Raw genomic sequence first — 15,356 nt, 5'->3', positions numbered from 1 at the left:
TCATTTGTTTCTCGACAATTCAAGTGTAAAGGATTTAGGAGTTTACGTGTATTTTTATGTCTGAATTTTATTCACACCCCAACAAATATAATAGAGCCAGTTTAAATTAAAAAAGGGATTCAGAATGAAAACATTCTAAATCCCTTTTATCAACAAACTAAACCATTCTCAATAAGAACAGGCAATTATTTAGATAATTGTGCTTTAGCTTGGTTTGCTAATTCAGCAAATGCTTGTGCATCATTAATCGCTAAGTCAGCAAGCATTTTACGGTTTACTTCAATACCAGCTAATTTAAGACCATGCATTAAACGGCTGTAAGAAAGACCATTGATGCGTGCAGCTGCATTGATACGAGTAATCCATAGTTTACGGAAATCGCGTTTCTTTTGACGACGATCGCGATACGCATACATATAAGATTTCATTACTTGTTGGTTAGCAACTTTGAATAATGTATGTTTAGAACCAAAATAACCTTTTGCTAATTTAATTACTTTTTTACGACGTCTGCGGGTAACTGTTCCGCCTTTTACACGTGGCATATTATTTTCCTCCTATTAAAACGATCTTCTTATAGATTATCTAACATATGACGAATACGTTTAAAGTCACTTTTTGATACAAGCGCAGATTTGCGAAGGTGACGTTTTTGTTTCGTGTCTTTATTTGCAAATAAGTGGCTTCTGTAAGCGTGTGAACGTTTTAAGCTGCCAGAACCTGTTTTCTTAAAACGTTTAGCAGAGCCGCGGTGAGTTTTCATTTTTGGCATTTGGTAGTCCTCCTCAATATCTTGACAAATTACTTTTCAATTTTTGGTGCTAATACTAAGAACATGCTACGACCATCCATTTTTGGTTTGGATTCAACTGTACTAACATCTCCGCATGCTTCAGCAAAACGATCCAATACACGTTGTCCAATTTCTTTATGGGTAATCGCACGACCTTTAAAACGGATCGATGCTTTTACTTTATCGCCTTTTTCTAAAAATTTACGGGCATTGCGTAGCTTAGTGTTAAAGTCATGTTCTTCAATCGTCGGGCTCAAACGAACCTCTTTAATATTAATGACTTTTTGTTTTTTACGTGTTTCTTTTTCCTTCTTCTGTTGTTCAAAACGATATTTTCCATAGTCCATAATACGGGCTACTGGGGGTTTAGCGTTTGGAGCTACAAGAACAAGATCCAAATTCACACGAGTTGCAATTTCTAAAGCTTCATTGCGTGATTTAACACCAAGCTGTTCTCCGTTTTGACCAATAAGACGAACTTCACGGGCACGAATGCCATCGTTTACCATCATGTCTTTGCTAATAATTAGCCACCTCCAAGTGTTTTCCATAAAAATGCTCATCATATAGAGCGTGAGAGAATACATCGTTTGGGATAGAAAAACAAACCCGTTATCGTTTTTAAAAAAACGCATGAAAACATTTTAAAACTAAAAAAGCGCGAGTCATGAGAACCCGCACTACATTCGTATAAATAGTCGTGAATGCTATGAATTTCAAAACCTGATAACTACACATATGCGTCAACAGGTGAGAAGCGGGTTGCTCCTTCTTTCCCACAAACATATATTCATTTTTCTCAAATTAATATATCATGATTACTTCAATATGTCAATTCAATATGATTCTCAATATGATGATCTTACTTAAATGAAGAAGAAAACAATGGATTTAAGTTTTCTAGTAATCAACTTTTTTTATTGTATAGAAAACTGAATTGAATTGCAAGCACTTTTTTTCATGACAAAAAATGAGCCTGAAAATACAGGAAAATACTAAATATTGATCTTATCATCATGCTGTTTCGTGAACTTTTTCAACTATTTTTAAAAATGATTGGGGCACAAGGGACAGGAATTCGTACCTTGCGCTCTAATCATTTTTATTTTATGAACGACTCATTTAACAACAAAGTTTACGAAAATGGCCTTTATTTATTTACTTCTTCTTTTAGTTTTGTTAGAAATTCAGCAAACGGAATCGTTTCTGAGTTTTTTTCACCATATTTTCTTACATTAACAGCTTGCGCATTTACTTCATTATCCCCGACAACAAGTGCATAAGGAATTTTTTGGATTTGTGCTTCACGAATTTTGTAGCCCATTTTTTCATCGCGATCATCAACTTCTACACGGAAGCCTTCTGCTTGTAACTGTTCTTGAATTTGTTTTGCATAGTCGTGATGAGCATCAGGAGAAACTGGTATAACTTCTACTTGTACTGGTGCTAACCATGTTGGGAAAGCGCCTTTGTATTCTTCGATTAAGAAGGCAACAAAGCGTTCCATTGTAGATACAACACCACGGTGAATTACAACTGGACGATGAGGTTTTCCGTCTTCGCCAACATATGTTAAGTCAAATCGTTCTGGTAACAAGAAATCAAGTTGCACAGTTGATAATGTTTCATCTTTACCTAACGCTGTACGAACTTGAACATCTAACTTTGGACCATAGAAAGCAGCTTCCCCTTCTGCTTCATAATAATCTAATTCAAGTTCATCCATTGTTTCTTTTAGCATTGATTGTGCTTTGTTCCACATCTCATCGTCATCAAAATATTTTTCAGTATTATTCGGATCACGATAAGAAAGTCGGAAAGAGTACTCTTTTATATCAAAATCTTCATAAACAGCAAGAATTAATTGAACAACACGTTTAAATTCTTCTTTAATTTGATCTGGACGGACGAAAATATGAGCATCATTTAAAGTCATACCACGTACACGCTGCAAACCAGAAAGTGCCCCAGACATTTCATAACGATGCATTGTACCAAGCTCTGCAATACGAATTGGCAACTCACGGTAACTATGAATCGCATTTTTATAAATCATCATATGATGCGGACAGTTCATTGGACGTAATACTAATTGTTCGTTATCCATTTCCATTACTGGAAACATGTCCTCATGGTAATGATCCCAGTGTCCACTTGTTTTATAAAGTTCAACACTTCCTAATACTGGTGTGTAAACATGGTTGTAACCAAGACGTTCTTCCTTATCAACGATATAGCGCTCAATTGTGCGGCGAATAGTTGCACCTTTTGGAAGCCATAACGGAAGACCTTGTCCAACCTTTTGGGAATTCGTAAATAATTGAAGTTCCTTACCAATTTTTCGATGATCACGCTCTTTCGCTTCTTCAAGGAATTTTAAATGTGCATCTAAATCTTCTTTTTTGAAGAATGCAGTTCCATATACGCGTTGCATCATTTTATTATTGCTGTCACCCCGCCAATATGCACCGGCAATACTTAACAATTTAAATTCTTTAATTTTACCTGTTGATGGGACATGCACACCGCGGCATAGATCAAAAAATTCTCCTTGTTCATAAATTGTAACCTTTTCCTCTTCAGGAATAGCATCAATTAATTCTTGTTTGTATTCATCATCAGCAAACAATTGTTTCGCTTCAGCACGAGTCACTACTTTACGAACAACCTCTAAATTTTCATTTACAATTTTTTTCATTTCTTTTTCAATCTTTGGAAGATCTTCAGGTGTGATCGATTCTTCAAGATCCATGTCATAGAAAAAGCCGTTTTCAATTACTGGACCTACACCTAATTTCACATTTCCAAATATACGTCTAACTGCTTGTGCCATTAAATGTGCTGTACTATGGCGAAGAATTCCTAATGCATCTTCATGATCTGGTGTCACAATTTCAATCGCACCGTCTTCTTCAATTGGAGTACGCAAATCAATTAATGATCCATTTATTTTACCAGCGAGTGCTTTTTTCTTTAACCCAGGGCTGATTGAAGCAGCAATATCTTCTGTTGTAGTACCATTAGGGAACTCCTTTATTGCACCGTCTGGAAAAGATATTTTTAATACATCTGACATTTTTATCACTCCTTAAAAAATAAAAAACTCGTCCCTAAAGAAAGGGACGAGTTGAATACACGTGGTTCCACCCTAATTTTCATATCTTGCATAAGATATGACTTAGTGATTGATAACGGAACGTATCCGCCAACTACTACTAAAGTTCGCAGTTGAAGTTCAGAGGTGGTAAGTAATCTAGTCGTGTTAGAAAGCTTGCAGCCATGACTTTCCTCTCTGTAAACCGTAAATAGAATACCCTTGTCCTCATCATTACTTGTTCATTTTATATAATTACATTATGTTAGTAATTATATGAGTTCATTCAAAAAAAATCAAGGGCATTCCTTTTTTATGATTCATTTAACACACGTGGATGTTTTTTGGCTTGCAAAAATATTTCCTTTGATAAAATGGTTACTCTTTCTTCAAAAATATTACAAATGGTTCGAATTAATCCGCTATCCGGCTCATTTGTATAAATAAAAATGTTAGTCGGTGCGATTGATAGCAACGGTGCAATGGTCGCAGAATCAATATATATAGGATGATTGGTCAATAAACGGCGATCAAGCAATTCGCTCATTTCATTTTTCGATATTTCTTGGAACTGCTCATTATAAAACTTCCCATATTCTTCAAAGTAAAGATTGATATGAGCGATGCGCGCCTCACGATTCTTTAAGTAGTCACGTAATGTTTGTACATAAATTTGATAATCCTGTTCCATCTTATATTCATCAATCGCAATTTCGATATATGTTTCTAATCGTTCAAAATATTCTTTTAAGCGAAAAGTCAATAATGAATCAATGGAAACTGTATCAGACTCCAGTGATGAATACACTGCTTTTTCTAGCTCATTTGGTTCATCTAATCGTTTCACGAAAGCTAGTAATTCTTTACGGCTACCATTAAGCATATCAATGATAATTTCTAATATATTATTTTGCTCTTGCTCCTCGGTGAAATAATAAAATTCTGATAATCTTTTGCGAATCCATTCATTTCTTTTTTTCGATAAAATTAATTGAATAATAGCGTCTTTTACTTTACCTTTGCTTGCCCCCTGATCATCTGGGATCGTCGCAAGTGCGTGTTCTTGGTTTTGAAAAAGTGTTTCGTACACATTGATGTCTTCTTCAAAGTGCTCACAAAAATATTGCTGTAGCCATAAAGCGTCTTTCATATATTTGAAAATTAAGTCCAAGCATGGTCCCCCCCTATTACGGAAGATCAATCTGTCATCCCATCCGCATTGTTTATTCCTACAAGTATCTGTATGTAAGCTCTAAAAGCTTTTACCATATTTCATGTATATGGGGGACTTGGACTATTTAGAATGTAAATCACTTTTTTCATCATATAAAAAAGGTCATCTGCCACCATGCCACAAATGAGATCACTCTATATCTCATTTACAGCAGGCGGCATCAGACCTTTAAGATTTTCGCTGATTGGGGCCATCCATTAATACTGGAGTTGTTAAATATTGAATTCTTTCCATGATTCTTGCTGCTTTCAGCTTTTCTTCCTCGCCTCGTTGCGTATATGAAAGATGGTATTCAAGCTCATCATAATTAAAATTTGATGTAAAAAATGTCGGCAGTTCTTCCTGCATTCGATATTGAAGAATGGAACCTAGCACTTCATCTCTTGTCCAACTGGACATCGCTTCCGCACCAATATCATCCAACATTAATATTGGTACTTTTTTTACCGCTTCAATTTTGTCATTTGTTGAATGATTGCCTAAAGATTGCTTCATTTCTCGGAAAAATTCTGGAACATACACGATTAATGATGAAACATGCTTCATTTCTGCAAGTTGGTTAGCAATTGCCCCTAGTAAATAAGACTTTCCAACCCCAAACTTCCCATACAGATATAAGCCTTTCATTCTTTTCCCAGGCTCATATTCGCGAACGAATTGTTCTGCTAACTCATAAGCGACGAAACGGCCATTATAATCTAAAGAAAAGTCACCGAAATTAGCGTGAAGAATATCTTTTGGCATATACATGCTTTGAATCAACTTAGCTGTTTTGCTTCGCTCATCAGCAACGATTTTTGTTGGACAACGTTTATATTCAATATTGATCATATCACCTTGTAAAACTAGCTCTGGAACATAACCTTTCATCATATTGATACATTGTCCTAAATTTTTGCATTTACTGCAATTTTTTTCTTGTGAAATGTACTCATATAATTTCATTAAACTTTTTTCGATGATCGTTTTTGTAATTTCTCCACGATGCTGTTCAAAAAATCGTTGAACATCAGGGTGAGACATAATTTCATTTCTCATCATCTCATAGCGTTGTTGAAATTGCTGACTAGACGAAAGCTTTTTTAATGTACGATTGATATTTTCCACTTATCTCACCCTTTCTTATATTGATTGCGAATTTGTTCGAGCCTTTTCCTTTTTTCCTCTAATGATTCTGTATTTTGTATTTCCTTTTGTGCCGCTTTTTCATTGTTTTCCTCAGCAAACCAATCAGGGAGCTTTTCTGTTCGAACAGGTTTACGTCTTTGTGTCTTATTATCTTTTGTATTCACCCATTGTTTGTACTGGCGGTCTTCCTTTATTGCAAATTCCATTGCCTCTTTAACAGTTTTCAATTTTTTCCGGGCCCAATGTGAGGCTACTTTTTCTAAATAATTTTTTGTTAATTTCATATCTGTTTTAATGAGCACATATTGGATAAGCACATTCATAACGCCTGGAGGTAATTGTTGCTGGAACATCACATCTTCAATTGCCTGAAGATCCGCCTTTGCAGGTTCGCTACCATCGGATATATCCATTAACACCTGTCTTGGAGAAGTAGTTTCTAAATAAGTAATTAATTTTTCTTCTTCTGTATCTCCCTCATTTTTGACCGAAGACCGATACATTGCTGGTTGTATCCGATCTACAAGCTGAGGAAGCCCCTCTTGATGTTCAATCTGATACCAATCTCTTGCCAATTTTCGAAGTTCATCAATTTCAATTGTCTGTTCTGCATTTACTGCACTTAGTAAGATACTTTTCATATCTAATTCATTTATGCCATATAGATAAGATAATTTTATAATTGCTTCTTTTACTTCAGATGTAATGGCACGTTGCGGGATCATAAAGTCTCTTAATTCAGCAAATAGAATATCGAAATTAAAATGATGATTTTCAATTTTAATTTGCTCTGCTTCACGCCTTGCAATAAATTGTTCATCACCATGAAGCTTGCTGATTTCCTGCAATTCTTCGTTATAAATCATTTGTTCATCGATTGAAGTTTTAAACACATCATGAAAAGAACGAGTAATATCTTGAAAATCTGATGCTTCCACTCGTTGATCTGAGAAAAATTTCTTTAATTTTAAAAAATGCGTTTTCCCAATTTGACGATATAAAAAAATATTTAAAAATCCATCGTTAAAAAATTGTTCTGGAGATAAAGGAGGTTGCAACTCATAAATAAACGTTCGTACATCGTCAACGTTTTTTGTATATGTCTTTAGCAGCCCAATCCCTTCAAGCTTTAGGCGTGCTTCATAAATCTGTTGTAAATTTAAATGCAAAAAATTCATTAGATGATAATGATTCCATGTCTCAGACCATAGGCGATTTACTTCCACTTCATTCCATAGCGTCATATAGAGACTGTAACAGTTCGGTCCAATAAGCGGTTGATATAAAAGAGACATCACCTTTTGATCAAAATGGTTTAACATTCCTTTTAATACAATTTTGTACTGATCTACTGGCTGTATTTCATTCCATATTTGTTTCATGCTGGCACATCCTTACTTACAAAAAAAGCTCTGTTGAACCTTTTATATGTAAAAAAGCTAGAATGAGCCACTCTAGCCTTTTATGAATTCTTGTTCAAAAGTTCTTTAAGTTCATCTAAAAACACGTTCAAATCTTTAAATTGGCGATAAACAGAAGCGAATCTTACATACGAAACTTCATCTACTTTTGAGAGCCTGTCCATCACCATTTCACCAATTAAATCTGATTTAACCTCTGCGTAGCCTTGACTTCTAATATTTTTCTCAATATCCATTGACATATTTTCAAGAACTTCTAATGAAACTGGACGTTTTTCACAAGCCTTAATAAGACCACGTAAAATTTTTTCTCTATCAAATTCTTCTCTAATTCCTTCTTTTTTAACAACAATTAGTGGAGTCTCTTCTACCTTTTCAAAAGTTGTAAATCGAAATGAACAAACTTCACACTCACGTCTTCTTCTAATTGAACGTCCTTCATCTACAGGCCGTGAATCAATGACACGCGTATTATTATGATGACATGACGGACATTTCATAATACCAGCTCCGTTTTAATGAACATTATTAACTACATCATATAAAAAAGAACTAAAAATCACAACCATTACTTATTATTGCCAAATTAAAAACGAGATGAATAGCATCATCTCGTTGATTATTCGTTATTTTACTTCTTCTCGCACAGGTGACTTTACTTGCACGGGACCCATACCACGGGGAAGTTCAATTGTCTCGCGAGAAGTTGCATCCAATCTCTCAGCAATATAGTTTGCCGCAATCTTTGGATCTAAATCACCACAAGTATACACGTCAATACTTGCATATCCATGTTCTGGAAAACTGTGTATCGTTAAGTGAGACTCAGAAATAATTACAACCCCACTTACACCTTGAGGTGCAAATTTATGAAAGGCTACCTCGCGAATTTCAGCTCCAGATTTCAATGCTGCATCAACAAACATTTGTTCAATAAATTCTATATCATTAAGCTTGTCAATATTACAGCCCCATAATTCTTCAATAACATGACGACCCATTGTTTCCATGATCGTTCCCCCTTTAACATGAATTTAGCGATCTAAGAACAGTTTTGCATGTTGCTTATTTGTAGCTACCACGGGGGAAAGTTAGTCCAAAGAGGTCCTAACCCTTTAAGTAGCGACATTATCGGCCAACTTCATTTTTGTTACAAACAAAAAACGTAGAAGTTCACGAAACATAGTATACTTATTTTGTTTATTATTTGCAATACAAGTTTTTTATTTTTATTTAAAAACGTTATGCTTTCGCACTTGAAAAATTCTATTTACAGATATTGTTTCTTTAATAGGGAAGCATAAGTTATGATACGTCTTTCAAAAGTAAACAACATTACGATCTCTTACAATTGCAATGTGCAGAGCTAGTAAAAAAAGGCAATAAAAAACCTTCACTATACGTCTTATCATGTGAAGGCTTTTTTAAAATTAAACATAAAGAATGATTAAAACAATATTTAATTATAAGAAAATTGATTATGCCATCGTAATTTTATTGTGATCATTAATTTTATTGGCTACAAATGATACTAAATCAACAACACGGCAAGAATAACCCCATTCGTTATCATACCAAGCAAGTACTTTCACTTTATTCTTCCCCATTACCATCGTCGAAAGGCCATCAATAATGGCAGAATGCTCATTCGTATTAAAATCAGTTGATACAAGCGGTTCAAATGTAACATCTAAAATGCCGCGCATTGATCCTTTGGCAGCTGACATAAATGCTTCATTGACTTCCTCTGCCGTCACTTCTTTCCGTAAGTCCACTACTAAATCCACTAATGAAACATTTGGTGTTGGTACCCTTAATGCCATACCATGTAATTTTCCTTGTAGTTTCGGCAACACGATACCTAATGCTTTTGCAGCACCTGTCGTTGTCGGAATAATGGACTGACCGCATGCACGGGCACGTCGTAAATCTTTATGTGGATTATCAATATTTTTTTGATCATTTGTATATGAATGTACCGTCGTCATTAATCCGTTTATAATGCCAAACTGCTCATCTAACACTTTTGCTACAGGGGCAAGGCAGTTTGTTGTACATGACGCATTGGAAATAATTTGGTGATGATCAACATTTAAAACGTTTTCATTCACTCCTATTACAATTGTCACATCTTCATTTTTTCCTGGCGCTGTTAAAATAACCTTTTTGGCCCCGGCCTGTAAATGAAGAGCTGCTTTCTCACGACTGTTAAACTTTCCTGTCGCCTCAATGACAATATCGATTCCTAGCTTCTTCCATGGTAATTGTGCTGGATCACGTTCACTTATTAATTGTACCCGTTTTCCGTCGATGATTAATGCATCTTGTTCAACTTGTATTTCTCCTTTAAAAACGCCATGGATCGTATCATATTTTATTAAATGTGCTAATGTTTCAGCAGGATAACTTGCATTCACCGCAACAATATTTAAAGTATGGTCTGCCATTGCTTTTCTAAAAACCATTCGACCAATACGACCAAAACCGTTTATCGCTATTTTTGTTGTCATATCGTACAACCCCTTTAAAAATAATGTTATACTTATATCACTAAATTCTACATATAGTATAACATATTTATTTTCCTGTGAAATCATTATTTTCTTTTTTCTGTTATTTCACTATAAAAAAATAAGGCAGATATTCCTCACTACATTACAACCTGTAATGTAGCAAGGATATCGGACCTTATTCACTATGACTATTAAGGCTTTAAATTCCACTCATGAATAATTTGTTCTAATTGCTTTAAAGTATTTGTCATACTGCCATTATTATTAATCACTTTATCAGCTAAAGCACGTTTTTTTATTAACGGCATTTGTGCCTGAATTCTGCTTTTTGCTTCCTGCTCTGAAAAATGATTGCGCAGCATAAGTCTTTCTAATTGAATATGGTCATCAACATATACTAAAATCGTTCGATCAACCATCCATTCAAGTTTATTTTCAAATAACAGCGGTATATCTAAGATCACCGTCTGTTTTCCTTTTTTTACTGCATCCTCTTTCTCACGCAACATACATGCCCGAATTTCCGGATGGATAATACCGTTTAAAAGCTGCCTTTTTTTTTCATCATTAAAAACAATTTCCCCAAGTTTTTTTCGATCAATTGATCCGTTTTCATGAAGAATTGTCCTGCCAAAAGCCTCAATAATTTTGGTGTAGGCTTGTTCTCCTTTTTCTACCACTTTTCTTGCTGCAATATCAGCATCAATGATCGTAAAACCTTTCGACTTCAACATACTTGAAACTGTACTTTTTCCACTTGCGATCCCGCCGGTTAATCCAATAATATTTGCCATACCCCTAATGCCTCTCTAGAATTTATAGATTCCAATTAATATAAGTAAAATTCCTGGTAAAAATGAGACTTTTTTCATCCAGCTTAAGTGTGAAAATATGTTTCCTAACTTTAATCCCCCTGAAACAAACAAAAAGCTCATTAAAGTAACTAATATACTTAATAAGTATGATGAGTAGCCCATCATTGCTGCTCCTATCCCCGCTCCAAACGCATCTAATGATAAAGCAATTCCTAACATAAACGCTTCAATGCCAGTAATTGTTCCTGAACGGTCAAAATCAGCACTCGTTGGTTTTTTCAAAATATGGATCACAAAACCTAATGAACGAATTTCTAAATTCAGCACTACTTTTTCCTCTAATACTGCTTCATCATCTTCTTGCTCATGACGAGAGCGGAAAAACTGAAACAATACCCATGCGCCAATTAAAATTAAAATAGTACCACCAATGCGATTTGCAACTTCTGGTTGCATAAAAGTAAGTAATGATTTTCCAAAAAGCATTGAAATAAATAAGGATACCCCAGAACAAATCGCTATTATAAGAACCGATTTAAGAGGAATTCTCATCTTTCTTAAGCCATATGTGAATCCAGTACTAAAGTTATCTAAACTTACAGCGAAAGCCAATATAAAAATAGATAGCTTAAAAAACATTGTTATTCTCCTTCCTGTTTTCACATCACTAAAATAGTATATGGAAGGAGCTTAGCCAATGTTCCTATATAATCATTTACGTTTTCTTTGACAATTTGGGCAATAATGAGTTCCTCTACCAGCAGTAACGTTTTTTTCAATTAAAGTGCCACATTTTCGGCATGCTTCACCTTTGCGTCCGTATACAAAAAGATTTAGCTGAAACATTCCCATCTGTCCTTGAGAATTGATATACGAACGGATTGTACTGCCACCTTTATCTACCGCTTCCTGTAAAGTACTAATAATCTCTTTATGAAGCTTGTTTACCTCTTTTTTTGTTAAGGATTTAGCTTTTCTTTCCGGATAAATTCCCGCTCTAAACAGAGATTCATCAACATATATATTTCCGAGCCCTGTCACTACCTTTTGATCAAGTAAAACTGCTTTAATGCTTCGTTCCGTTTTTTGTAGTTTTGCATATAAATAGGCCGCGGTGAAATCTTCAAAAAACGGTTCAGGTCCCAACTGTACAAGCGGCTCTGAATCCAGTTCCTTACCTTTATTAAATAAATGCATTGTTCCAAATTTACGAACATCATTGTATCTTAAATCAAAATGATCGGTAAAATGGAAAATAACATGTGTGTGCTTGTCTATCGGTTCATCTGTAGGAAAGACACGATACTTTCCTTCCATGCGCAAATGTGACACAAGTGCATAATCATCTGTATAGAAAATAAGAAATTTCCCACGTCTGCCGATTGATAAGATTGTTTGATCGACTAATGCATCTTGAAACTGCTCAACAATCTCTGGCCGTTTAATGATTTTCGGCCAATAAATACTTACACTTTTAATTTTCTTGCCAATCACAAGTGTTTCTAATGTCCTTCGTATCGTTTCTACCTCTGGCAATTCCGGCATATACTCTCCTCCTTTCCTAATTATGTGCGCAATAAGAAATTATTTTGCATCGAACCATGTTGGCCCATAAGCATAATCAACTTTAAGCGGTACAGCTAGTTCGAGTGCATGTTCCATGACATCAGGAACGATTTGTTTTAATATTTCAATTTCATCTTTTGGTGCTTCAAAAATAAGTTCATCATGAACTTGCAGTAATAGACGCGCTTGTAATTTTTCTTGCTGTAAACGTTCAGCCATGTCAATCATCGCTTTTTTAATAATATCTGCGGCGCTCCCTTGAATCGGCGTGTTCATAGCTGTACGCTCCGCAAAACTGCGAATATTAAAGTTGCGGCTCGTAATTTCAGGGATGTAACGTCTGCGTTTTAATAATGTAGAGACATAGCCCTTTTGCTTCGCTTCTTGTACAATCTCTTCCATATATTGTTTTACACGCGGATAACTGTCAAAATATCGCTCAATAAATTGTCCTGCTTCTTTTCTCGTAATATTTAAATTTTGTGATAACCCATAATCACTAATTCCATAGACGATGCCAAAATTAACAGCCTTTGCTTGCCTTCTCATATTGGCTGTTACCTCTTCTGCTTTCACATGAAAAACATCCATCGCCGTTTTCGTATGAATATCCATATCCTCCTGGAAAGCTGAGATTAGCTTGTCATCACCAGAGATATGTGCTAATACACGCAATTCAACTTGTGAATAATCCGCAGAAAAAATAACCCAATCTTTCTCCGAAGGTATAAATGCTTGTCTAATTTTCCGTCCTTCTTCTAAACGAATAGGAATGTTTTGTAAATTAGGATCTGTTGAGCTCAGTCTTCCTGTTTGTGTCAATGCTTGATTGAATCTAGTGTGAACTTTTTGATCGTCATGAACAACTTTCAATAGTCCTTCAATATAAGTCGATTGTAATTTCCCTAATTGTCTGTAATGAAGAATTTCTTTTACAATTTCATGGGCCGGTTCCAACTTTTCTAATACATCTGCTGAAGTCGAATATCCTGTTTTTGTTTTTTTAATAACGGGAAGACCTAATTTTTCAAATAAAATGACACCTAATTGTTTTGGAGAATTAATGTTAAATGTTTCACCGGCATGCTGATAAATACTTTCTTCAATTGCATGGAGCTGGTTTGTAATATCTTCTCCCATTTCCTTTAAGCGCTCGATGTCGACCTTGACGCCAATAGATTCCATATTTGCCAATATTAATGATAATGGCATTTCTAGTTTATGAAACAAATCTAGCTGCTCATTCTCAGAAAGAGCCTTTCTGCAATGCTCGACTAATTCTTCAATACCTTGCGCTTTACGGGCAATATGTTTAGCATACACATGTTCCTCAGGTAGTTTCCTTTTTGCCCCTTTACCGTATACAACTTCATCTTTTTGTACATTATTGTAGCCGTGCTTATTCGCAACCGAAGCAAAATCGTCTACATTATCAGAAGGATTCAATATGTATGACGCAAGAAGGAGGTCAAAATCAATCCCTTTTAAATCTAAATCAAATCGTCTTAATGCAACGATTGATCGTTTTGCATCATATACATATTTTCGCTTCGTTTCATCTTCAATCCAATTTTTAAATAAAGTTGATTGGAGAGCCTGCTCTGTTCTCACATAAAATAATCCATTTTCATTTTTTATGCTGATCCCGATGACATCTGCTGTATGATAATTATCGTCAAGTATTTCAATGTAAAGTGATGAGTCATCAGTAAATAATTCTTCTGTTATCTCTTCAGCAAAAGTAAAAGTAATATCATCTAATACTTTTGGTGACTCTGAAACGGCTCCATCTATTTTTTCTAATAATGATTTAAAACCAAGTTCTTGATATAAGGCGCTTAATTTATTTGTATCCGGATTTGTATATGCCGTATCCTGAATAGATAGTGTAAGAGGTGCTTCACGGTAAATCGTTGCGAGTTTCTTACTCATTAGCGCTTGTTCTTTAAATTCCTCTAATTTTTCTTTAAGTTTTTTTCCACTCACTTCATCAATATGGTCCAGTAACTCTTCAACTGTTGGGAATTGTTTCAACAACTTAATGGCTGTTTTCTCGCCTACTCCAGGAACACCTGGAATATTATCAGATGTATCTCCCATAAGTCCTTTCATATCAATAATTTGTTCTGGAGTTAACCCATACTTATCTTGAAGATGTTCCGGTGTATACTCTTCCATATCCGTAATACCTTTGCGCGTAATCATTACTGTTGTTTTCGGCGAAGAAAGCTGTGTCATATCTTTATCCCCAGAGATGATTTTCACAGTAAAATCCTCTTCTTCAGCAATTTTCGAGAACGTGCCGATAATATCATCTGCTTCATAATTTTCTAGTTCATAAAACTTAATACCAAATGCAGTTAACAACTCACGAATAATAGGGAACTGTTCTGAGAGCTCTGGAGGGGTTTTTTGCCGCGTTCCTTTATACTCTTGAAATGTTTGATGTCTAAAGGTAGTTTTCCCCGCATCAAAAGCGACTAAAATATGTGTAGGTTTTTCCTCTTCTAATATTTTCGTTAACATTGTTGTAAAACCATACACAGCATTTGTATGTATGCCTTTATCGTTATTTAACAGTGGCAAGGCGAAAAACGCCCGATAGGCAATACTATTCCCATCTATTAATACAATTTTTTTCAATATGAAAACCCCCTGATTATATGGAGAATACGTCAGAAATATTCTTTTCTCATTTTAGCATGTTCATGGAAAAAGAGAAAATATGCTAGATGGGATGGCCGTTTCTTTTATCTTATTTCAGATTCTATTTATCCTCAAAAAGGGAGTAG

The 15,356-nt window shown here is 35.1% G+C and carries 14 protein-coding genes and 2 other annotated features; all 14 genes read right to left on the bottom strand.

Annotated features, from left to right (window positions below; all coding sequences use genetic code 11):
* Positions 1–185: 185 nt before the first annotated feature.
* Entirely contained in the window at positions 186–545 is a 360-nt protein-coding gene (gene rplT, locus G4D61_RS14415) for a 50S ribosomal protein L20 (RefSeq protein ID WP_025730550.1), read from the bottom strand.
* Between the two features lie 29 nt (positions 546–574).
* Positions 575–772, bottom strand: a complete 198-nt coding sequence (gene rpmI, locus G4D61_RS14410) for a 50S ribosomal protein L35 (RefSeq protein ID WP_025730551.1) — start codon at positions 770–772, stop codon at positions 575–577.
* Between the two features lie 29 nt (positions 773–801).
* Positions 802–1,344 (bottom strand): translation initiation factor IF-3, encoded by a 543-nt coding sequence (infC, locus tag G4D61_RS14405; RefSeq protein ID WP_152604354.1) that lies wholly within the window; start codon positions 1,342–1,344, stop codon positions 802–804.
* Between the two features lie 95 nt (positions 1,345–1,439).
* Positions 1,440–1,573: a sequence feature (ribosomal protein L20 leader region), on the bottom strand.
* 370 nt (positions 1,574–1,943) lie between these two features.
* The gene (gene thrS, locus G4D61_RS14400; protein ID WP_025730555.1) at positions 1,944–3,869 is read right to left on the bottom strand and encodes a threonine--tRNA ligase; all 1,926 of its coding nucleotides are present in this window, start codon (positions 3,867–3,869) and stop codon (positions 1,944–1,946) included.
* A gap of 39 nt (positions 3,870–3,908) precedes the next feature.
* Positions 3,909–4,131 (bottom strand) — a binding site (T-box leader).
* Positions 4,132–4,200: 69 nt separating this feature from the next.
* Positions 4,201–5,058, bottom strand: coding sequence for a putative sporulation protein YtxC (locus tag G4D61_RS14395; protein WP_035355840.1), 858 nt, complete (start codon positions 5,056–5,058; stop codon positions 4,201–4,203).
* Between the two features lie 231 nt (positions 5,059–5,289).
* The gene (gene dnaI / locus G4D61_RS14390) at positions 5,290–6,228 is read right to left on the bottom strand and encodes a primosomal protein DnaI (protein ID WP_025730560.1); all 939 of its coding nucleotides are present in this window, start codon (positions 6,226–6,228) and stop codon (positions 5,290–5,292) included.
* 5 nt (positions 6,229–6,233) lie between these two features.
* Complete coding sequence (locus tag G4D61_RS14385; protein ID WP_025730562.1) at positions 6,234–7,631, bottom strand: replication initiation and membrane attachment family protein; 1,398 nt, start codon at positions 7,629–7,631, stop codon at positions 6,234–6,236.
* 80 nt (positions 7,632–7,711) lie between these two features.
* On the bottom strand, positions 7,712–8,170 hold the full coding sequence (gene nrdR / locus G4D61_RS14380) for a transcriptional regulator NrdR (RefSeq protein WP_025730564.1): 459 nt from the start codon (positions 8,168–8,170) through the stop codon (positions 7,712–7,714).
* 126 nt (positions 8,171–8,296) lie between these two features.
* Positions 8,297–8,680 (bottom strand): adenosylmethionine decarboxylase, encoded by a 384-nt coding sequence (gene speD, locus G4D61_RS14375; RefSeq protein ID WP_025730566.1) that lies wholly within the window; start codon positions 8,678–8,680, stop codon positions 8,297–8,299.
* Positions 8,681–9,148: 468 nt separating this feature from the next.
* Complete coding sequence (locus G4D61_RS14370; protein WP_025730567.1) at positions 9,149–10,180, bottom strand: glyceraldehyde-3-phosphate dehydrogenase; 1,032 nt, start codon at positions 10,178–10,180, stop codon at positions 9,149–9,151.
* 194 nt (positions 10,181–10,374) lie between these two features.
* Positions 10,375–10,977, bottom strand: coding sequence for a dephospho-CoA kinase (coaE, locus tag G4D61_RS14365; RefSeq protein WP_163174197.1), 603 nt, complete (start codon positions 10,975–10,977; stop codon positions 10,375–10,377).
* Between the two features lie 15 nt (positions 10,978–10,992).
* Positions 10,993–11,637 carry a sporulation membrane protein YtaF gene (gene ytaF / locus G4D61_RS14360; RefSeq protein ID WP_025730570.1) on the bottom strand — a complete coding sequence of 215 codons (645 nt, stop codon included), beginning with the start codon at positions 11,635–11,637 and terminating at the stop codon, positions 10,993–10,995.
* Positions 11,638–11,709: 72 nt separating this feature from the next.
* Positions 11,710–12,543, bottom strand: a complete 834-nt coding sequence (gene mutM, locus G4D61_RS14355) for a DNA-formamidopyrimidine glycosylase (protein WP_025730571.1) — start codon at positions 12,541–12,543, stop codon at positions 11,710–11,712.
* Between the two features lie 39 nt (positions 12,544–12,582).
* Positions 12,583–15,210, bottom strand: a complete 2,628-nt coding sequence (gene polA / locus G4D61_RS14350) for a DNA polymerase I (protein WP_025730573.1) — start codon at positions 15,208–15,210, stop codon at positions 12,583–12,585.
* Between the last annotated feature and the right edge of the window lie 146 nt (positions 15,211–15,356).

Origin of the sequence: Heyndrickxia ginsengihumi (assembly GCF_011008565.1) — a bacterium.
In the GTDB taxonomy this organism is placed as follows: domain Bacteria; phylum Bacillota; class Bacilli; order Bacillales; family Bacillaceae_C; genus Weizmannia; species Weizmannia ginsengihumi.
This window is presented reverse-complemented; position numbering and strand designations above follow the sequence as displayed.

What these genes read in the sequence shown, in the direction of transcription:
- rplT (WP_025730550.1), bottom strand. Translation starts at nt 545, where the DNA reads ATGCCACGTGTAAAAGGCGGAACAGTTACCCGCAGACGTCGTAAAAAA.
- rpmI (WP_025730551.1), bottom strand. Translation starts at nt 772, where the DNA reads ATGCCAAAAATGAAAACTCACCGCGGCTCTGCTAAACGTTTTAAGAAA.
- infC (WP_152604354.1), bottom strand. Translation starts at nt 1,344, where the DNA reads ATGGAAAACACTTGGAGGTGGCTAATTATTAGCAAAGACATGATGGTA.
- thrS (WP_025730555.1), bottom strand. Translation starts at nt 3,869, where the DNA reads ATGTCAGATGTATTAAAAATATCTTTTCCAGACGGTGCAATAAAGGAG.
- G4D61_RS14385 (WP_025730562.1), bottom strand. Translation starts at nt 7,631, where the DNA reads ATGAAACAAATATGGAATGAAATACAGCCAGTAGATCAGTACAAAATT.
- nrdR (WP_025730564.1), bottom strand. Translation starts at nt 8,170, where the DNA reads ATGAAATGTCCGTCATGTCATCATAATAATACGCGTGTCATTGATTCA.
- speD (WP_025730566.1), bottom strand. Translation starts at nt 8,680, where the DNA reads ATGGAAACAATGGGTCGTCATGTTATTGAAGAATTATGGGGCTGTAAT.
- G4D61_RS14370 (WP_025730567.1), bottom strand. Translation starts at nt 10,180, where the DNA reads ATGACAACAAAAATAGCGATAAACGGTTTTGGTCGTATTGGTCGAATG.
- coaE (WP_163174197.1), bottom strand. Translation starts at nt 10,977, where the DNA reads ATGGCAAATATTATTGGATTAACCGGCGGGATCGCAAGTGGAAAAAGT.
- ytaF (WP_025730570.1), bottom strand. Translation starts at nt 11,637, where the DNA reads ATGTTTTTTAAGCTATCTATTTTTATATTGGCTTTCGCTGTAAGTTTA.
- mutM (WP_025730571.1), bottom strand. Translation starts at nt 12,543, where the DNA reads ATGCCGGAATTGCCAGAGGTAGAAACGATACGAAGGACATTAGAAACA.